Below are 20,336 nucleotides of genomic sequence, written 5' to 3' on the forward strand. Positions count from 1 at the left end.
AGTCTATAATTTCTTAGAAATTTTTAAACTTCACCTTTCAAATATTTTTTTCTTTCAGTTTCTGGATACTTTTCAATTGCATATCTTAACATTGTTCTCGGCATTTTCTCATAATATTTCTTTAAAAATTCATCTTCAACTTTTTTATTTCTTTTTCCTATTTCACGTAACATCCATCCAACTGCTTTATGAATTAGATGATGTTCATGATTAATAAGAATTTCAGATATTCTAAGTGCATCACTAAAATCATTCCTTTTAATAAAATAAAAAGTTGATAAGATGGCTATCCTTTGCTTCCATAAATTATTTGACTTCGCAAAATCATACAGAAGACTTTTATCCTTTTCATATAAATATGCACCTAAAATGTGTGGTGCAGAACTATCTACAAGATCCCAATTGTTTACATTATCAATATTTTTTAGATATACTTCTACTACTTTATCAGGATATTTTTTATATTTGTGTGTCAATATAAAAAGAGCTAATAATCTAAATTCATGATATTCAGAATTTAAAAATTTCTCAATTTCTGAAAAATCTAAATCTTTGTATTTTTTTGCAAATCTTCTTATAATAGGAACTTTTATTCCCAAAAATTTATCTCCTTTTCCATACCCATCATTACCTTTAAAATACTTTTGAGAATGTTCGGCTCTTTCACTATTTTTAAATTCAGATATTTCAGAAATGATTTTTTCAATTCTTCCCATTATATCACCACCAAAAAATTCAATTTTTTTCATAACACTTCTCTTTTTTAACTTCTTGATAAGTTTTTAAAAAACTCCAATTTAACCACTTTCTTTTTAGATTAAATTCTATATTCTTATATAATATCATAATTTTTCTGGAATAAAGTCAATAATAATATTAAAAAATTTTGACTATATTCCAATTTTATTTTATCATTTTAAAGTAATATTTCTATTGACAAATAAATTTAAACGGTATATAATTATACTGGATAGTATAATTATATATAGTATAATACTGATTAGTATAATACTGATTAGTATAATACCGAGGTGAGAATATGAAATTCTATAATAGAAAAAAGGAATTGGATTTTTTTGAAAAAATTAAGAATTCTAAAGATAAAAAATTTATTGTTTTATATGGAAGAAGAAGAATTGGAAAGACTACATTAATTAAAAAAGCTTTTAAAAATGAATATAATTCATTCTATTATTTTGTTGAAGTAAAAAAGGAAGAAACACTGTTAAAAGAGTTAAGTTTAGCTTTTTCAAAAAGTATATATATGCGTTGGTATGATTTATTTACAGAGCTGTTTGAAAAATATGATTATGTTATTTTTGATGAATTTCAAAATTTCTATAAAATCAATCCGGAAATTTTATATGCTTTTCAACATGCCTGGGATGATACTGAAAATAATATTAAATTAATTGTTTTAGGTTCATATGTTGGAATGATTAAAAAAATATTTATGGAAGAAAAGATGCCATTATTTGGGCGAAGTGATTATTTTTTGAAAATAAAAGATTTCTCATTAAAAGATTCTCTTATTATGCTCAAGGATTTTGGATATAATATTATTGAGTCTCTGGAAATTTATGGGATGGTAGGAGGAATTCCAAAATATTTATGGCTTTTTAAAGAAAAAAAAGATATAAAAAGTTTAATTTATGATATTTTTATTGATGATTTTTCTCCTTTACGAGAAGAAGCTAAGAATATTTTAATAAGTGAATTCGGTTCTGAACATAAGTCATATTTTTCAATTCTTGAAGCACTTGCTGGTGGAATGAAAACAACATCTGAAATAAAGGATATTTCTAAAATCCCACAAACAAGTCTGCCAAAATATTTAAATGAATTGAGCGATATATACGAAATCATTTCAAGAGAAAAATCGTTGTTTTCAAAGAAAAATAAAGATATTCGTTATTCTATAAAGGATAAGTTTTATAATTTCTTTTTTTATCATATTTATAGAAATTACTCTTTAATTGAATTTTTTCCTGAAAAGGCAATTGAAAAGATTTATAATGAATTTAATACATATATGGGTTTTCAATTTGAAGAGATATGTAAAACTTTTATCCAGGAAAATCCTCAATTATTTGACTTTATACCTGAAAATATTGGAAAAGTATGGGGACGGGTTCCTTATAAGAAAAATGAGTCGTATGATATTGACATTGTAGCTTATGATGAGAATAATATACTTTTCGGCGAATGTAAATGGAATAACAAAAAAGTTGATTTATCCATTTATGATAAATTAAAATTGAGGAGCGAATTTGTAAATTACGGAAATAAAAATAAGAAATTTGTGATTTTTTCTAAAAGCGGATTTGCAGAAGATTTACTTAGTTTAAAAGATAAAAATTTATTTTTGCTTACCCCTGAAGATTTTTAAAAAACAAACTCTTCTGGATTGTAATTTCCAGAAGAGTTTTAATTTATCAGTCTCTTTCCTCAAAATATTTTTTTAATGTAAGATATGTATCGTTTTTTGAAAGTTCAAATATAATTGCATGCGTTTTTTCAGTCATTTTTATGGCATTTATGCTTTCGCCTATATATTCAATAATTTTTTCTTCACTTAATATATTTATTGTTTTTTTCAACATACCGATTTTATTATGAATACTGCTTCTTTCTTTTGTTAAATCACTTCTCGAAATTTCTTTCATTTCATCCCATATTTTTATAAGCCCTTCAAAATTCCAATTGTATTTTTGATTGATATTTTCTTTTGAAAGGTCTGTTTTTATTTTGTTTATATACTCTTCTGCTATTTCATATACTTTATCAACCTTCACGCTAATTTCCTGTAAGTCATTAAAGATATGCAATATACAAAATGTATAGAACATAAATAACATATATGAATTTTTTTCTAATCCGTATCGCTTATATATATCATCTTTAGTGTAGGCGTAAATACTTCTTACACTTCGTGGAATAATACATATATAATTTTCCGATGGAGATTCATATAATGAAAGGTTGGCTTTTTCAGCAAATATTTCAACAATTTTTTTTACTTCTTCATCATTGAAATATATATGAATTAATTCTCTATTTTCCTCTTCTGAAATCTCTGTTTTTTCTATTAATTTTGTTATTATCTGTATTGCATTCTCTATGGATTCCATTTTCTCACCTTGATTTTTTAAATATGTATTCTGTAAATGTAAAATCTTCAATTGTTATTTCCTCTTCAAGGGGTATAATATGTATTTTTTTAAATTCAAATATTTCGTTGAAATCTTTTAAAGCTTTTTTAAATAACGGCTCTCTGGTAATATTTATTGTCTTTAGCTGGTGCATATATAAGACTGTATCCAGGATAATTTTATTTGGTTTTTCTATAATCTGACTTAAATATATTTTATTTTCGACCTCTTTTAAAGCTTTTAATAATTTTTTTAGAAAAGAAATTTGCATTTCTTCTATCATTTTTTGTTCGTCTATATTTTCTACTTCATTTTCATCTAAAATTATACTGCTCTTTTGATTATGTTCATATGAATTATTAAAGAATACATTAAAGGCTATGCTCTTTTTTGGTTTTAATGATGAAAATATGTATATTGAAAAAGGATTTAATTCTTTGTATAAAAATAATTTATCAAGGTATTTCTTTTCAATATTTATTTCATTTATTATATGTTCCCAGAAGTTCTTTTCACCAGCTCTCATGATTTCCGTTGTTATCTGTTGATACTTTGTAAGCAATCTGGAATGCATTTCCCTTGATTCTAATAATATTTTCTTTATATAATTCAGATTTTTTGCTTTTTCTTCTGATAAAGTATCAAGATTGTATTCATCAATTAAAAAGAATATCCTGTCAAATATTTGTTTTTCATTTTGTAATTGATTTAGAGTAAAATCATACGTTTCCTCTATTTTTTTAAATTCCACTCTCCATGGAGCTCTGCGGATTTCATATATTAATTTTTCAATATTTTCCAGCTCTGATGAAACCACTAATTTCAATTTTTCAGCTGAGTTTCTTGCATTTATAAATGTTCCTTTTCTAAATTGTTCTTGAAGAAATAATAATTCCATGGTTATCTGTAGCTCTTTATAAACTTCCAGTGTTTTAAGCATAAAATCCTTGCCTGACTTTGTTAAAGAAACCACCGTTTTTATTCCGCTAATATCCCTTTTGGGAAGTATATCAAGAAAGTTATATTTTATTTTTTTCTCTATTCCCTCTACATAATCATAATATTGAAAAGACAAACCCTTAAAACCATTTTCAAAGATTAGTCTTTCAAATATTTCCTTTAATAGATCATCAGATATTTTATTATCTATATTTTTCATATTTTCTATTATAGATTTAACTTCAACCTCTTTTTCACCTTCAAGTGTTTTATTAAATATATATATTAGCATGAGTATTCCAATTGAGAAAGAACGTGAAGGAGAAATTTTTTTAAAGGATGTGAGATTTCTATATAATGCTGCAAATTCTCCAATTGTAAAAACTCTTTCATGAAATGTTTTAAACACTTTCACTCACCAGCTTTTTTAATAACTGATAATTAATTGCTTCCTGAGGAATATTCTTCCCTTCTCTTATTATATTTAATAACTCTTTTATAAGGTTATTTTCACTTTTTATACTGAACTTTCTTTCCTTGCTTTTTTTAGATTTTTGATTAAGCATAGCTTTATATCCCTTTTCCCAGGGGATAATATGATGTTTATTATATCTTTCTATTAATTTGTTTAGAATAAATATACCATCATAATCTATATCTCCCCAATAATAAAAAATGGTATTAACAGGCACATATTCATATATAAATTCAAAACTGCGTAAAATCTTTTTTCCTTCGCCAAATATAACTGCATCAAAAGGATTTATTCCTTCTTGGTGTAAAAGATAAAAATTATAAAATGGTGTTTGATTTTCTGATATTAAAACCTTTTTTATATTGTTATTAAATGCAAATATATAAAATGGTTCTCTTGAATCAAAGGTATATAAATCTTCTTTTATGTTTATTTTTATGTTTCTTAATACATTTAGTACTTCTCTATCCCTTTCAAATGCCTTTTCATTATCAAATATTTCATAGGCCCTTTCACGCATAGCAACATACTTTTTATCACCGTTTTTCAAGTAATTATCTATCTTCAAAATAATTTCTCTATCTTTTTGATACTCATTTATATGGTTTAAATAATAATCTATATTTATTTTAGGATGTAATAAAAAGAGTTCGTCTTTTTTATTATTTATATTTATACGATATTTGGCCGGTAATGAGGGATATCTTCCATTTTCTTTTTTATTTTTTACAGGTATTAGAATTCCTTTATTCATTAAATTTGTTATTTTTTTATATATTTCTTCATATTCATTATTTGAAATTTTTTCCAGTTCTTCATAGGTGATATATTTCTTTTTATATGATTCAAGATATTTTTTTAAATTCATATTTTCACCATTCCACATAATACCCTTTTTCAAATGTTTCTTTATGTTCTTTTCTGGCTATTTTTAATATGTTATTAGAAACAACCTTATTTTTTACAAGGACAAGGCTATAATTATAATTAAAATATCTGGATATATTCATGTCATTATGTGCCGTAAAGGTGATGAATTGTGCATTATTCTTTTTCATGAGTATCATTAATGGTGAAAGTATATGTTCTGAACTTGCCTTTCCAAATGGATTATCTGATATAACAACCATATTTCCGCCAATATTATTTTTTAATACTTTTACAATTGATATGTATATTGAAAAAAATGCAAAGAACTTTTCTCCACCAGACCAGGCTGATACATTTTCAAGAAAATACCATCGTGGATTTTCAAATGTTTTATCCGGTTTTAATATTTTAATCTTTATCGGTCCATTATTAACCACTTTTAAGAGATTAAAAATTGAAAAACTAATATTTATATACTTCGTTATCTCCTCTTCGCTTTTAAACTTTTCGTTGTTTTTATCTGTGATATGCTTTATTATTTCATCTATATACTCTGAAATTTTTGAATATGCTTCTTCTTCGTTATATTTATTAAATATTATTTTTATTGTTTCAATTTTTCTATCTTCAACATATATTTCTGAATATTTTGAGAGTTTTTTTAATGCTGACATGTATATTGAAACTTCACTCAGAATATTTTTTATCATCTCATTTTTAAATCGCATGGCTTTTTCTTTATAACTTTTTAATGTGTTAATTTTCTTTTCTATTAAATCTTTTACTGTTATATAGAGATTTTTAGCGGTTTCATAGTTAAATTGAAAATCATTTCTTTCATACAAAAATCCCATATTTACTATTAAATCAAATCCTTCTTCTGAAATTAATAATTTCATTTTCTGCCAACCATCTGATATCTCTTCCCTTTTCTTCTTTTCGGTATTTTCCAGATCTTTTAATTCCTGAAAAACTGCTATAAAATTATTATGCAAATGTTCTTTTTGAAATACTGATAAATTTGTTATTATCTGTTTTCCAGGGAATTCATATGGTTGAAGTAATTTTTCTTCATCATTTATATTCATTTCCAGACGCTCTATATTTTTTTCAAGCGCGTTTATTTGATTTTCAATTACTGATAAATTTTCTTTTTTGTCGGATAATTCTTTTTCAAATTTTTCTTTTAAAATAATATATTTTTCTTCAGGAATTTCTTCTACTTCAAAATTGGTTATATCCTTTTTCAACAATTTTATTTCGGCTTCAATTTTTCCAATTTCTCTATTGAATTCACCTATTTCATTTCTATAACGCCTAATATTACTTCGATAATAACTTTCATCTTTTAATTCTGCATTTTTAAGATTTTCAAGTGTTTCCAATTCATATTTATAGCGTTTTATTTTCTGTAATTTATTATTGAGCTTTTTCTGTAATTTTTCTTTCCTTTTATATAATTCTTTTGTATCAATTTGCTGTATAAGATATTCATAGCGTGAAGACAATTCATAAATATCTTCGTTTTCATATTTCCATATTCCCTTTTCATATATATTTAAATATGATTTATATTCAGACTTTTTTAAAAATGTTTCATCTTTTTCTGCACTGATGTATCTCTTTTCTTCTTTAAGTTTTTCCAGCTCTTTGTTTAATTCCAATAATTTGAGATCTATAGATTCTTTTTCTCTATATAATTTTTTATTAAATTCATTTATCTGGAATATATCTATTCCAAATCGGTCATTTAATGTGTTTCGAATATCTCTAATTTTCATCTGTTTTTCCAGTAACTGATTTAACTTATTTGATATCTCTTTTATTTCCGTTTCTAATCTGGATTTTTCATTGATAAGTTCTGCTTTTTCAGAATTTAATTTTGAAATCTTTAATAGGATATTATCTTTATCTTTTTCTAAAACCTTTATTCTTTCTTGAAATTCATTATCTTTTTCAATATCATTTTTTCCATATAGATTTTCAAATTTAATTACAATATCCTGATATTCTTTTATACGATTGTATTCTTCGGATATACTTTCCAGCTCTTTTTCTAATTTTTCTTTATCTGTTTTATATCTCTCATATAATTCTTCAATAGAAATTTCACCAGAAACAAATTTATGATAATCATTCATAATTATCTGAATTCCAGAATTATAAATACTATCATTTATTTCATAATTTGCAAGATTTTCCCTATTTTGTATAAAAATTATGTCATTTGAAAATCTATATTTTCTAAGTTTTTCAGATAATTTTTTTATATCCTTTTTTTCCACTATAATAGAATTTAACAATATTGGATTTTTGTGTTCTATTCCATCTCTTAATAATTTATATCCTGTTGTATAATCATAAAAATTTTTCTCCTGAAGATAATTATCAAGTTTTTCTATAGATTCCGGTATTGGAATATAATTATCTCTTTTAATTCTATCCATTAAAATATCTATAGCTGTTATTTTTTTTGAAATTGATTCTTTTTCAATAAGCAACTTTTTTGAATTTTCTAAAATCTCTATATATAACACTTTAAAAGTTTTTACTCCATACAGTTTTTTTAGAGCATCAATATCATTATATAACTCCTTAAACTTTTCATATTCATCTTTTAATTCTTTTATTTTTTCGACTAAGTTTTCTTTTTTACTTGTATTACCTATTAAATCATTATCAATGGTTTTTATATTGATGTTTATTTCACTAATCTTTTCCTGAATAACATTTACTTTATTCTTTATCTCTTCTATTTGAATATCAAGTGTTTTTATCTTTTTAATTTCAATTATTTTATTTATCTCGGATAGCTTTCTTTCAAGGTATTTTATATCATTAACAAGTGTTTTGATTCTATTATTTTTTTCAGATATGATTTTTATAACTTTATCTCGTCTAACTTCAAGTTTATATATATTTGATTCCAGATCCCTTAATTTTTTATTTAATTCTTTTATTTGCATATCATAATAATCATATAATTTTGAAGATACCTTTTTTATTTCTCTTTTTAAATCTTTATTTGAACTCTTATTTTTTATTTCTTCATCAATAACATTTATCTCATTTTCTAATTCACAATATTCGAGATACTCATCCAACGCTTTTTTTAAGGATATTTTTTCTTCCTCTTCTTCAATTAACCTTTCATATTCGTATTTTGAATCTTCAATTTTTTTAAGTTTTTTCTCATTATTTTTTAATTGATATAATAAATAACCGTTTTTTATATTTTCAATTTTATGATAAATAAAATTTATTTCATTTTGAAGATTTTCAAAAATAGCCGTATTTTTCACATACTCTTCTTTATATTCTTCTTTTTGAATTTTTAATAATCTATTTATTTCAAATAATGTATATATCTTTTTATTAATTTCAATCTGCGTTTGATATAATTTTTCCAGTTTTTCTACCTGCACTTTAAATAGATTTTCTACCCTTTTACTATCTTCAATCTGTTTTTCCCATATTGGTAGATTTTTAATATTGTCAATTTGTTTTTTGAAAGCTTCAGCAATTTCATTATTTGATTTCTTTCTTTTCAAAGAATACGTAATATTCGGTATAATAAATTGAGAAAGTAGTTTTTCTGTACTTTTCCTTGCTCCAGAGGATATAAACTCCGATACCCCACCTTCGATACGATTGGTACGTGCCATCATTTCCCATTCACTTTTAAATATTCTATATGTTTCAAGATATTTTCTATATTCACTTTTTAAGGTTTCACCGAATATTCTTATGTTATATACTTTCTTATTTCTTTCAAGGTATTCACGAAATTCATTATATTCTACAACTTCACCATTTTCTTTTACATATTCTATATCCTTTAATGTATAATCATATGGAATTTCTATAGTGTAATTATAATAATTTATCCTTTCCGCCTTTTTAGCAACAAACCCTGTAATTAGTTTCTTATTGTTATCGAGTATATGACATAATGTTATATGTGCTGTTCCCTCAATATCCTTTAGCATTGTCTCAAAGGTTCTACCCTCTGCAGAGATTTGTCCAGGAATAATTGTTTGGAATAACAATGAAATAATAAAGGTTTTACCAGAACCATTAGCTATTATAATATTGGTATTTTTTCCAGACATTTCAATATATAGATCATTTATTTTCTTTGTTTTATTATCATAATCAACATTAATTATTCTAAAACTATCTATTTTAGGCATATTAATCTTCTCCCAGATTTATATATTAAATTAGTTTTCAATTATCAATACATTATATTTCAATATCGACATCGCCACCATGTCGCTTTATTTTTAACATTATATCATTTAACGATTTTTTTAATGCAAATATGTTATGTTCATTATCAAAGTACGTAAATACAATCTTTAGAGGTTTTATTATTAGAAGCCCATCAACTACCTTATTTATCTTTTCAAGAACTCTCCCGCTTATTGGTTTTTTTATATATATCTTTAAAACTCCATCTATATTGTAAACTTCAACTATATCTTCTTCATCCTGTTTTTTGTACAAATTCCTTATTTTAGAAACTTTATTTGGTGAAATAAAGATTTTATTAAGTGCTTTTCTTAATTTTTCTTCGGTGATTGGTTTTATGATAAAATAGTCAGCACCGAAATTTAAAGCATCAAAAATTTCTTTTTTATTATTTGTAACACTAATAATTATTACTTTTGAATCCGGGAAATTTTTTTTAAGTTTTTTTAATGCATCTAATCCATTGCTCTTTTTCAAAACCAGATCCAGGGTTATTATATCCGGTTGTAACTTTTGATACAAATTAACTAAATTATTACTATCTTCTAATTCGCCAATTACTGTATGGCCAAGACTTTCAATAATTTTCTTTAAGTCTTTTCTTACAACTATATTATCTTCAACAATTAATATTTTGGCCATATATATTCAATCACCTCTATTAAAAATTTTCAGGAAGTATAAACTCAAATGTAGTCCCTTTATTTTCTTCTGAGTAAACCAGTATTTTACCATTAAGTTTTTCAATTTCTTCTTTTACTGCAGATAAACCAACACCTTTACCTCCATATTCATCAGGATTTTCTTTCGTTGTAATTCCATCTCTAAATATAAGATTTAGTATATCTTTTTCTTTTATATTTTCTTTCTCAGCCTTCTCTTTTAATTTTTGCTTATCAATACCTTTACCATCATCGGAAATTTTTATATGTATTTCATTATTTTCAGTATAAACTTTACAATATATATTCCCACCGTAAGATTTTCCTAATATTGAACGTTCCTGTGGATATTCAATCCCATGAACTATTATATTTCTAAATATGTGAATAAGTGATTTATTGAAATTGTAAAATATTTCTGGATCAAAAAGTATATTATCATCAACTTCAACTATAAAATTATCTATTTTCTTTTCAAATTTTTCAGCAAGATCTATAGTATAGTTTTTATACATATTAAAAAGATTGTTGAAATCTTTATAATATAATCTTTTTAATTCTTTTAATATATATTCTGCCTGATCTTCTGGAATACTCTTTTGTACATATTCTTCTAAGGAAAGTATCTTCTTTTTATCAACCCAGATCATCTCATTATTTAGAAATTCTTTACCCAATACTTTTTTTATTAGATCCAGTTCATACATTAAATATGTATCCATTTTTTTCTTTTTAATAAAAGATATTATTTCAGCTTTACTCTTGATGTTTGATTCTTTTAATATATTTATCTCATTTTCAAGTTTATCCAATTCTTTACCAAATTTCAACATATTCCATTGTAAAAATATTCCTTTATATGTATGAATTTTTCTATAAAATTCTGATATAAATTTTTCAATGGTATATAATTCTATATCTTCATATATTTTAGAAGTAACATATTGAAGATAATCGTCTATGTATTTTTTTACTAAATCTTTATATATTATCACATTTAATAACATTTTATTGTTATTTTTTTCCATTTCGAGATTTTTTTCCAGCTGTTTTTTTTCAGTTATGTCTTTTATTATACACATAATTCTTTTTTCAGAATTCATATATATAATCTTATATCTAACCTTTAAAATTTTATCTTTTCTTTTTATTTCCTGCGGTAAAAGTTCTAAATAAACATCTTCCTTTTCCGAATCTTCAAAAATATGTTCAAAAATTCTTTTTTCTATGTCATAATCCTTTTCAAAGAGTAACTCGAATATATTTTTTTTTGAAATATCTTCCATGTTAAAAATATTCAAACATTCGTGACTATATTCATTGTAAACTAAAAAATCCTTCCCAAATGCAAGAAATCCTTCTTCTGAATTATCCAGAAGTAATTTCAGATGCGTTTTGGTTTCATTAAGTAATCTATGATTAATATCGCTTATTTTTGAAATTTTTTGTGTTTGTTTTAATAAGCGTTTATAACTCTTTATTAGATCATTATAATGTGATTTTAATTCTTCATATGAAATATCTTTTTTGATAAATCCTTCATGTTCTTTTAAGTTATTAATTTCATTAAAAAAGATATTTTCAGACATATTTTTCATAATGTCACCTCAAGAGTTTTACTTTTTTATCATTTCAAATGGAATATTTAAATCCTCCATAAAATTTTCTGCAATTTCATATGAAAATTCATTATCTTCATCATAATACCAGTTTATTTTTATTTTTTTATTTTCTTCATAAGCTTCTTCAAGTATATCTAATATAAACATTATAGATTTTGTGCTGCTTGTATTTAAATAACTAATTTCAAATTCAAAAATTACTTCTTCATCAGAAATTTCATTAAAAAAATCTTCTAACCATTTAAATATTGGATTATAAAATTCAAAAGAATTTTCCGGATAAGATTCACCACGTATAGATAATTTCCTTTTTTCTGGATCAAAATTTATTTCAGGTGTAGATTTTGTTGGTTTAATATATAATTTTTCCATTATTGTCCCTCCTATATTTTTACTATTAGTATGAAATAATAAAAATTATTTTCAAGTTTTATGAATTCATACTCTAATTTTCCTTTTGAATGTCTTGCCATTTCCAAAAAACCCAATCCAGCCCCACCAGTATTACTATTTATACTCTCGCGTAATTTCTTTTTATATAATTTTTTTATTTCAGACTTTTCAAGAGAATTAATCTCATCCAATCTTTTTTTTACTCCATTTATATGCTCTTCTCTTATTGCATTTCCTGAACAAATAAAATAATTTTCACCATCTTTACCTACTAATAAAATAGAATCAAGATGAACTTTATTAATATCCTCTTTTGAAAGAATACGTTCATAGTTTTTTATATTCTGGCTTTGTTCAATAAATACTGAGAAAACATTATTTGATCCTACACTCAGATCAGGATCATTTTTTAAATGTTCTCGTAACGCACTTCCAATTTCTTCTATAATACCCTGCGAAAAAGGTCCTATAAAACTAATTATTACATTATTTTCTGTAATTTTGTTTTTCAATTCTAAAATCTTTTTTGGATTCAATTCTCTCCCCCCTAAATAATTAAGAAATCATATTTCTCCCATTTTCTTTAGATTTATATAAAGCTTTGTCTGCCAATTCAATAACCTCATCTATACTCAAACCCTTTTTATATTCTTCAACTCCAAAGCTAGCTGTTAAATTAATCTTTTTCAGAAATTTATCCTGCAAAATTTTTCTTTTTAGTTTTTCAGCAACTTTATGTGCTTCAAATTTATTTGTTTCCGGCAAAAGGATAATAAATTCATCTCCGCCCCATCTAAAAACATAATCAATTTTTCTTAAATTTTGAATCAAAAGCTTTGAAAACGCTACTAAAACTTCGTCTCCAAAGTTATGACCATAGGTATCATTAATATTTTTAAAATAATCAATATCACACAAAACTAATGAAAAAATACGATTATACCTTTTAGCATATTCTATCTCCTGAGAGATTACTTTATCAAATTTTAATCGATTATATAAATTTGTCAATTTATCTCTTTCAGATAAATTTTTCAATTTTTTATTTGAAATTAATAGCTCATCTTTTAGTTTGTGTAAATAGTTTCCCTGAATATCAGAAATATTGGTTATCTTTACAACCTCTTTTAGTAATTTTTCATATTTTTCAATTAGATATTTATATTCCTCTTTTAATTTCTCAAAAGTTATTTGTTCATCTTTTAGTATTTGTTTAGCGTGATTTAATATTTCCATTTCTATTTTAAAATTTTTTTCTAAAATAATATCACCTCAATTTAAACCCTAAAATGGTTATATCATCTCGCTGTTCTTCTCCATTCATATGTTCATATAATGCTTTTTGTAATATTTCCTTTTGTTTTTCCATTGGATATATTTGTATTTCACGAAGCAACTGTATAAATTTCTTTCTTCCAAATCTCTTATTTTGTGGATCATTTTGATCTTCAAATCCATCAGTTGCTAGATAAAAATTCATATTTTTTTCTATATCTATCGATATCTCTTCAAAATCATAATGTGTTTTTGATCTTTTATATCCTATTCCAATATTTTTCCCTTTTATTCTTGTTACTTCTCCATTATTAGTATAATATAAAGATATCCCGGCACCGGCATATAATAATCTGTTTTCATCAGGAATTATATGACAGATACCAATTTCTAAACCATCGTCCATTCTAAAATCCTTTTTATTTGAATTTAATGTTTTTTTAAATATGAGATTTAATCTATTAAGTATTTCTGAAAGGGATAAATGATTAAAATCTTCTGTTATTCTATTTAAAATGGAATTTACTGTCATTGTCATCAATGCACCTGGAACTCCATGTCCAGTACAATCAACTATTGCAAGATAATATGATCCGTCATCATTTTGTTTAAACCAATAAAAATCGCCACCAACACCATTTGCTGGATTCCAGAAAACAAAAATATCTTCAAAATAATTTTTTAAACTATTTTCAGATGGAAGAATTGAATTTTGAATATGCCTGGCATAATTTATACTATCAGTTAATTTTCTATTAGTTTTTTCAAGAACTTTATTCTTTTCTTCAAGAGTCTTTTTTAATTTTAAATTAGAATATACTATATTTTGAATATATAAGAATGCTATTAATAATGTCAATAGAACTACTGAATACAAACTCACACCCTTTATAACAGGCGAAGTAATTTCCGAAGCTTCAACCATTGTAATAACATACCATCCTGTTGAAGGCAATCTTGTGTAGGCAATATAATATTTTTTCGAATTAAAAGTTGATTTAATAATTCCATTATTTCCTTTAAATTCACTTAAATCATTAAATAATTTTTTATTTATATATTCAAGATCTTTATGTAAGATAACCATTCCATCTTTATTTATTACAAAAGATTGTCCTGTTTTATAGCTTAATTCACTGTTAATAAGATTTACAAAATCTTTTATTGAACAATCGGCAGAAAGGACACCTACAACTTCTCCATCTTTTATCAGAGCCTTTCCTGTTGAAATTAACCATTGTTTGCTTGTATATTCTCTATATGGTGTTCCAATATACACCGAATTCGGATCTTTAAGACCTTCTGTATACCACGGCCTTATAGTTGGATCATAGTCTTCAGGAACTTCCCAATTATCAATGATTATTTTTTTATTTTTGTATCCAGTATATATAAACTCAATATTTTTATTTGCGTTTCTATAATTTCTTAATGTTTCCAAAACTTTTTTCTCACTTTCCTTAGAAAAACCGCCATTAATAAAATCTTTATCATTGGCAAATGTTTCAATGATATGTATTAATTCAGTAAAGTAATCATCAATAAATGTTGAGATTACAGAATTTTCACTTTTAATATAATCCTGTGATTTATTTAAATTTGTATTATAATAATATACAGCAGAAATAACGCTGATAGTTGTAATAATTATAAATGAAATAATCAAAGCTAAACTAAGCAGTCTATTCTTTCTAAAATCACTTATAGCCATCATTCACCTCATAATAATAAAGTATAATAATATTATAATATCATTATATCAAAAAAAATAGAAAATGTAAATTCATTGAAAAATGAACTGAATTTTAAAAATAAAATATGATATAATTTGTATAATCAAAATTTAAAATCTTAGGATTGATATTATGAGTTCCTATCCTATTTTGAAATTAAATTTAAAAAAAATACGTAGAAATACCAAAAAAATCATACAAAAATGCAAAGAAAAAAATATACAAGTTGCTGCGGTAACTAAGGTTTTTGCTGGTGATATAAAAGTGGTAAAAAATATTATAAATAGTGGTGTAAATATTCTTGCAGATTCAAAATTATTAAACCTAAAAAAATTTGCGAATTTTGAAATTCCAAAAATGCTTATAAGAATACCTATGCAAAGTGAATTAAATGAATTAGTAAAATACACTGACATGTCTCTTGTTTCGGAAATTGAAACTGTATTAGATATTAATAGATATGCAAATTGGGAGAACAAGGTTTATGAAATAATATTAATGATTGATGTGGGTGATTTAAGAGAAGGAATATATTATGAAAACATTGAAGAAATTGAAGATTTTGTATCTAAGGTTATTAAATTAAATAATATAAAACTAAAAGGATTAGGTGTAAATTTTTCATGTTTTGGTGGAGTAAGACCATCTGAAGAAAAGTTTAAAACACTTATTAATATTAAAAAATATTTAGAAAAAAAATTTAATATACAATTAGATGTTCTTTCAGGTGGAAGCTCAGGAACTTTATCCTTATTTGATAAAATAAAAATCCCTGATGAAGTTAATCAATTAAGGTGCGGTGCTTCAATTGCCCTTGGAATAGGATTAGATGATATGCCTTTTGGTTATCTTTATCAAGATACCTGTGAATTTATCTCTCCGTTAGTTGAAATAAAAGAAAAACATTTTAACGGAATAAAACGAAAAATAGGAATATGTATTTCAGAAGTTCCTAAATTAAGCAAGGTGGATTTGATACCTTCAAATAAAGATTTAACAGTTCTTGATATTGATGATAATTATATATATTTAGATATTACTAAATCAAATCGAAAAAATTTTTTAGGTGATGAAATTATTTTTCATTTATCTTATGCTGGCCTTTTATTTTCAATGACTGCTGATAATATTAAAAAGATTTATATTAATTAATAATAAAGTGCCTTCAGAATTTTCAATTTTTATCTGAAGGCACTTTATATTGTTATTTAAAATTCAAAGGCTTAAAAGTTTCTCCTTCTTCCCTATACAATTTTATATTTAATATTTTGACAAACATTTCAATAGTATTGCATACTGTTCCATTAAACAAATGCCCACCAATTACACTTCTAGAAGGTCCGCCCAAAGCTACATGTAAATGTGCAAACGGTGCATTTTTGTTAAGAGAAATATTTCCATTTGTTGTTATTAATTCATGTGGAACAGATATAAATTCCTTTTCATACTTTTTAGTACTAATATTAAACCAGCCTATTTCAAAATCTTTAAGCATTCCTATTCCATTTAAAACAATACCACTTACTATATTTTCTTTTTCAAAGATTTCATATATACTTTCAAAAATTTTTTCTCCATCATCTAATCTAATAAATAATATATCTTTATCAATTTTGTATATCATTAAAAATGCACCTCGATTTATTCGGGTTTATTGTTTAAAATCTTTTCAATTTCTTCCATAATTTCATCAGTTAATTTTTCTTTTACTTCAACGGCTTTCATGTTATCTCTTACCTGTTCTACTTTACTTGCTCCAGTAATTACAGTACTTACATTTTTATTTTTCAATAACCAGGCCAATGCCAATTGAGCCATTGTTGCATCTAAATCTTTTGCAATTTCTGTTAATTTTTTTACTTTTTCAATAGTTTCGTCTGTTAACATTCCACGCTCTTTTAAAGTATTTACTAATCTAGAAAACTTTGCTAATCTACTATCTTCAGGAATTCCATCATTATATTTTCCTGTAAGAATTCCACTTGCTAAAGGACTCCATGTAGTTAAACCTAATCCATATTTTTCATATAATGGCTTAAATTCTTTTTCTACTTTTTCTCGTACAAGCATATTATATTGAGGTTGTTCCATTGTTGGTGGAATGCAGTTTAATTCTTTCGCTGCTTTAAATGCCGCTTCAATTTCTTCTGCACTCCATTCTGAGGTTCCCCAATACATCGCAAGACCATTTCTTACTATATAATCCATTGCTAATACTGTTTCTTCTATTGGAGTATCAGGATCAGGTCTGTGACAAAAAATTAAATCAACATAATCCAATTGTAATCTTTTTAATGAATTCCAAGTTCCTTCTAAAAGATGTTTTCGAGATAGTCCCCTATCATTTGGTCCATTTCCACCCCAAAATATTTTTGTTGAAATTACTAAATCGGTTCTTCTAAATTCTTTTAATACCATTCCCATTAATGATTCGGAAAGACCATTTGCATAAGCCTCTGCATTATCAAAAAAATTTACTCCATGTTTAAATGCTTCTCTCATACATAATTTTACATTTTCAGCATCCAATTGATTTCCGAAAGTTAACCATGACCCAAATGATAATTCACTTACTTTTATTCCAGCTTTTCCTAATTTTCTGTATTCCATAATTTATACCTCCTCGCATATAGTTAGCTATGCTAATTGTTAGTTAGACTAATTATATCATATTTTTATTTTTTTGTCAATAGAATATTAATATGTTAATATTATTATTAATATTTTATATTTTATAAATTATATGGTAGAATATTAATGAAAGAAATTTATAGGGGGGTGAGTTTATGAGAAAACTATTGTTTATTTATCTAGTGATTATATTGTTATCATTAACTATCTTTGGTGAGGGTTTTTTTGATAATCCATCTGAAAGTATTCAAAGTTTACCTTATCAAACATTGTCAGCAACTGAAATTAGCGGATTACTTCAAATGAGAGAAGAAGAAAAATTGGCAAGAGATGTGTATTTAAGTTTATATTATAAATGGAATATTGAAACTTTTTATAACATTTCAAAATCTGAGCAAACACATATGGATGCCGTAAAAGCTATTCTTGATAAATACAATTTGGAGGACCCTGTAAAAGATAATACAGTTGGAGTTTTTACAAATACGAAGCTTCAAAAATTATATTATGATTTAGTAGCTATGGGAATGCCTTCAGAAGTTGATGCTTTAAAAGTTGGTGGATTTATTGAAGATCTTGACATATATGATCTTGATGAACTTTTAAAAGAAACAGACAATGAAGATATTATTCTTGTTTATGAAAATTTAAGAAAAGGTTCTGAAAATCATATGAGAGCATTTGTATCTCAATTAGAAAAATACAACGAAACTTATACTCCAAAATTTATTACTTTAGATGAATTTAATAAAATCCTTAGTGATTCTAATTCTATGGGAAATGGAAATGGTCATGGAAAGAAATAATTAAAATATTCTAGCGTCTTCCGTTTGGAAGACGTTTTTTTAAATATAAATTAAGATATATTTACTCCATATATCGTGATTTATTATTAATTATAAATTCAAATGCTGTTTTTCCTTTATATATCTACATTTGTTATTTCTTACAAAAAAAGTTATAATTAAAACACATTCTTTAATTGAGGAGTGGGATTATGAAGAAGTTTCTTTTAGTTTTATTTTTGGTTTTGACTATTTTAGCTTTTCCAGTGAAGAACGTTATACTAATGATCGGCGATGGTATGGGAATCAACCATGTTATGCTTGCTAGTTATTTAGAAGGACGACTCATTAATTTCTTAAAAACTCAAAATATTGGTATTGCCACAACTTATTCTGCAAATAGTAATGTTACTGATTCTGCAGCTGCTGGAACAGCATTACTTACAGGCTTTAAAACAAATAACGGAATGATAGGCATGCTTCCTGATGGTACTGTAGTGCCTACAATTGCAGAATTTGCAGCAAAAAAAGGGGTTAAGGTAGGAGTTATTTCTACATCTAGAATTACACATGCAACACCTGGTGCTGTATATGGTCATGTTAGTTCAAGAAAAGATGAAAATACTCTTGCAGAACAATTAGTAAATAGTGATGTGACAGTTGCCTTTGGTGGCGGTTGGAGACATTTCATACCTACAAATGGAAAAAGAAAAGACGGTAAAGATTTAATAAAAATTGCTAAAGAAAATGGTTTTGATTATATTACCACAAAAGAAGAATTATTAAATTATAATGGCAATAGAGTATTAGGTTTATTTAATTATAGCCATTTACCTGCTGCTTCAGACAGAGTTTCTGAACCAATGTTAGCCGATATGACTAAAAAAGCACTTGAAATTTTATCAAAAGACGACTCGCCATTTTTCCTAATGGTTGAGGGTTCTCAAATAGATTGGGAAGCACATGGCAATGATCCTTACGGAGTTTGGAAAGAAATTTTAGAATTTGAAAATGCATTTAATGTTGTTATGGATTTTGTAAAAAATAATCCAGATACTTTAGTAATTGTAACTGCTGATCATGAAACTGGTGGTTTAGGTCTTTCAACAGGAGGATATTATTTTGATGTTGAAATGCTTAGAAAATTCACTAAAAATACAGACTTCATATCAAAAGAAGCTAATAAAAGTAAAGAAAAAGTAAAAGAACTTGTAAAAAAATATTATGGGATTACATTAAATGATGATGATATGGAATACTTTGATAGATTAATTGAAGAACAGGCTGGATCATATTACGCATTTTCAAATGCAATTGGTAGAGTTGTAAGTAGAAAAGCACATCTTGGCTGGACTACTTTTGATCACACAGGGGCTCCAGTTGGGGTATATGCATTTGGAAATGGTGCAGAAAACTTTAATGGATTTTATGATAATACAGATATACCTAAGATTATAGCAAAATTAGCAGGATATTCTTTAACTTATCCAGTTTTAGAATTACCAGTTTCTGGTAGTCACTAAGTTATATATATAATAAATTCCC

At 25.1% G+C, this 20,336-nt stretch carries 17 protein-coding genes; 4 read left to right on the plus strand and 13 right to left on the minus strand.

The features are described from left to right. Positions 1-23 precede the first annotated feature (23 nt). The gene (locus tag LN42_RS01345; protein ID WP_014295741.1) at positions 24-749 is read right to left on the minus strand and encodes a DNA alkylation repair protein; all 726 of its coding nucleotides are present in this window, start codon (positions 747-749) and stop codon (positions 24-26) included. Positions 750-1,039: 290 nt separating this feature from the next. Here LN42_RS01345 and LN42_RS01350 point away from each other — a divergent pair, with 290 nt between their 5' ends. Further along, on the plus strand, positions 1,040-2,389 hold the full coding sequence (locus tag LN42_RS01350; RefSeq protein WP_075780163.1) for an ATP-binding protein: 1,350 nt from the start codon (positions 1,040-1,042) through the stop codon (positions 2,387-2,389). 46 nt (positions 2,390-2,435) lie between these two features. Here the strand turns inward: LN42_RS01350 and LN42_RS01355 are convergent, their stop codons facing one another. From LN42_RS01355 to LN42_RS01400, 10 genes are read right to left on the minus strand one after another with little or no spacing between them, the layout of a single operon-like run. Then, positions 2,436-3,131 carry a DUF6063 family protein gene (locus LN42_RS01355; RefSeq protein ID WP_156865364.1) on the minus strand — a complete coding sequence of 232 codons (696 nt, stop codon included), beginning with the start codon at positions 3,129-3,131 and terminating at the stop codon, positions 2,436-2,438. 4 nt (positions 3,132-3,135) lie between these two features. Further along, positions 3,136-4,500: a hypothetical protein gene (locus tag LN42_RS01360; RefSeq protein WP_075780164.1), complete on the minus strand. Its 1,365-nt coding sequence runs from the start codon at positions 4,498-4,500 to the stop codon at positions 3,136-3,138. After that, positions 4,493-5,452, minus strand: coding sequence for a Wadjet anti-phage system protein JetD domain-containing protein (locus LN42_RS01365; protein ID WP_014295745.1), 960 nt, complete (start codon positions 5,450-5,452; stop codon positions 4,493-4,495). Before LN42_RS01365 ends, LN42_RS01360 begins: the two co-directional genes overlap by 8 nt. Further along, positions 5,439-9,629, minus strand: a complete 4,191-nt coding sequence (locus LN42_RS01370; RefSeq protein ID WP_075780165.1) for a hypothetical protein — start codon at positions 9,627-9,629, stop codon at positions 5,439-5,441. The genes LN42_RS01365 and LN42_RS01370 overlap by 14 nt, the downstream gene beginning before the upstream one ends. A gap of 52 nt (positions 9,630-9,681) precedes the next feature. Further along, the gene (locus LN42_RS01375) at positions 9,682-10,332 is read right to left on the minus strand and encodes a response regulator (protein WP_014295747.1); all 651 of its coding nucleotides are present in this window, start codon (positions 10,330-10,332) and stop codon (positions 9,682-9,684) included. A 19-nt stretch (positions 10,333-10,351) separates the two neighbouring features. Beyond that, complete coding sequence (locus tag LN42_RS01380; RefSeq protein WP_075780166.1) at positions 10,352-11,950, minus strand: ATP-binding protein; 1,599 nt, start codon at positions 11,948-11,950, stop codon at positions 10,352-10,354. Between the two features lie 18 nt (positions 11,951-11,968). Continuing rightward, complete coding sequence (locus LN42_RS01385; RefSeq protein ID WP_014295749.1) at positions 11,969-12,346, minus strand: DUF1987 domain-containing protein; 378 nt, start codon at positions 12,344-12,346, stop codon at positions 11,969-11,971. Positions 12,347-12,357: 11 nt separating this feature from the next. Next, the gene (locus LN42_RS01390; protein WP_014295750.1) at positions 12,358-12,903 is read right to left on the minus strand and encodes a SiaB family protein kinase; all 546 of its coding nucleotides are present in this window, start codon (positions 12,901-12,903) and stop codon (positions 12,358-12,360) included. Positions 12,904-12,922: 19 nt separating this feature from the next. Beyond that, positions 12,923-13,603: a GGDEF domain-containing protein gene (locus LN42_RS01395; RefSeq protein ID WP_014295751.1), complete on the minus strand. Its 681-nt coding sequence runs from the start codon at positions 13,601-13,603 to the stop codon at positions 12,923-12,925. Between the two features lie 31 nt (positions 13,604-13,634). Continuing rightward, entirely contained in the window at positions 13,635-15,353 is a 1,719-nt protein-coding gene (locus LN42_RS01400) for a cache domain-containing protein (protein WP_075780167.1), read from the minus strand. Between the two features lie 154 nt (positions 15,354-15,507). Here LN42_RS01400 and LN42_RS01405 point away from each other — a divergent pair, with 154 nt between their 5' ends. Beyond that, positions 15,508-16,527 (plus strand): alanine racemase, encoded by a 1,020-nt coding sequence (locus LN42_RS01405; protein ID WP_075780168.1) that lies wholly within the window; start codon positions 15,508-15,510, stop codon positions 16,525-16,527. A 52-nt stretch (positions 16,528-16,579) separates the two neighbouring features. On the opposite strand, the gene LN42_RS01410 is transcribed toward LN42_RS01405, so the two are convergent. Then, entirely contained in the window at positions 16,580-16,999 is a 420-nt protein-coding gene (locus LN42_RS01410) for a PPC domain-containing DNA-binding protein (protein WP_075780169.1), read from the minus strand. A gap of 17 nt (positions 17,000-17,016) precedes the next feature. Next, complete coding sequence (locus LN42_RS01415; RefSeq protein ID WP_075780170.1) at positions 17,017-17,985, minus strand: aldo/keto reductase; 969 nt, start codon at positions 17,983-17,985, stop codon at positions 17,017-17,019. Between the two features lie 176 nt (positions 17,986-18,161). Here LN42_RS01415 and LN42_RS01420 point away from each other — a divergent pair, with 176 nt between their 5' ends. Next, positions 18,162-18,812, plus strand: a complete 651-nt coding sequence (locus tag LN42_RS01420; protein ID WP_075780171.1) for a DUF2202 domain-containing protein — start codon at positions 18,162-18,164, stop codon at positions 18,810-18,812. 191 nt (positions 18,813-19,003) lie between these two features. After that, positions 19,004-20,314 carry an alkaline phosphatase gene (locus tag LN42_RS01425; RefSeq protein ID WP_075780172.1) on the plus strand — a complete coding sequence of 437 codons (1,311 nt, stop codon included), beginning with the start codon at positions 19,004-19,006 and terminating at the stop codon, positions 20,312-20,314. Positions 20,315-20,336: the final 22 nt, after the last annotated feature.

Origin of the sequence: Marinitoga sp. 1137, from assembly GCF_001941525.1 — a bacterium.
GTDB classification, from domain to species: Bacteria; Thermotogota; Thermotogae; order Petrotogales; family Petrotogaceae; genus Marinitoga; species Marinitoga piezophila.

Bases quoted from the DNA above. Each gene is read 5' to 3' on its own strand.
- LN42_RS01425 (WP_075780172.1), top strand. From the start codon at position 19,004: ATGAAGAAGTTTCTTTTAGTTTTATTTTTGGTTTTGACTATTTTAGCT.
- LN42_RS01370 (WP_075780165.1), bottom strand. From the start codon at position 9,629: ATGCCTAAAATAGATAGTTTTAGAATAATTAATGTTGATTATGATAAT.
- LN42_RS01375 (WP_014295747.1), bottom strand. From the start codon at position 10,332: ATGGCCAAAATATTAATTGTTGAAGATAATATAGTTGTAAGAAAAGAC.
- LN42_RS01350 (WP_075780163.1), top strand. From the start codon at position 1,040: ATGAAATTCTATAATAGAAAAAAGGAATTGGATTTTTTTGAAAAAATT.
- LN42_RS01365 (WP_014295745.1), bottom strand. From the start codon at position 5,452: ATGTGGAATGGTGAAAATATGAATTTAAAAAAATATCTTGAATCATAT.
- LN42_RS01400 (WP_075780167.1), bottom strand. From the start codon at position 15,353: ATGGCTATAAGTGATTTTAGAAAGAATAGACTGCTTAGTTTAGCTTTG.
- LN42_RS01395 (WP_014295751.1), bottom strand. From the start codon at position 13,603: ATGGAAATATTAAATCACGCTAAACAAATACTAAAAGATGAACAAATA.
- LN42_RS01385 (WP_014295749.1), bottom strand. From the start codon at position 12,346: ATGGAAAAATTATATATTAAACCAACAAAATCTACACCTGAAATAAAT.
- LN42_RS01355 (WP_156865364.1), bottom strand. From the start codon at position 3,131: ATGGAATCCATAGAGAATGCAATACAGATAATAACAAAATTAATAGAA.
- LN42_RS01410 (WP_075780169.1), bottom strand. From the start codon at position 16,999: ATGATATACAAAATTGATAAAGATATATTATTTATTAGATTAGATGAT.
- LN42_RS01345 (WP_014295741.1), bottom strand. From the start codon at position 749: ATGAAAAAAATTGAATTTTTTGGTGGTGATATAATGGGAAGAATTGAA.
- LN42_RS01380 (WP_075780166.1), bottom strand. From the start codon at position 11,950: ATGAAAAATATGTCTGAAAATATCTTTTTTAATGAAATTAATAACTTA.
- LN42_RS01415 (WP_075780170.1), bottom strand. From the start codon at position 17,985: ATGGAATACAGAAAATTAGGAAAAGCTGGAATAAAAGTAAGTGAATTA.
- LN42_RS01420 (WP_075780171.1), top strand. From the start codon at position 18,162: ATGAGAAAACTATTGTTTATTTATCTAGTGATTATATTGTTATCATTA.
- LN42_RS01405 (WP_075780168.1), top strand. From the start codon at position 15,508: ATGAGTTCCTATCCTATTTTGAAATTAAATTTAAAAAAAATACGTAGA.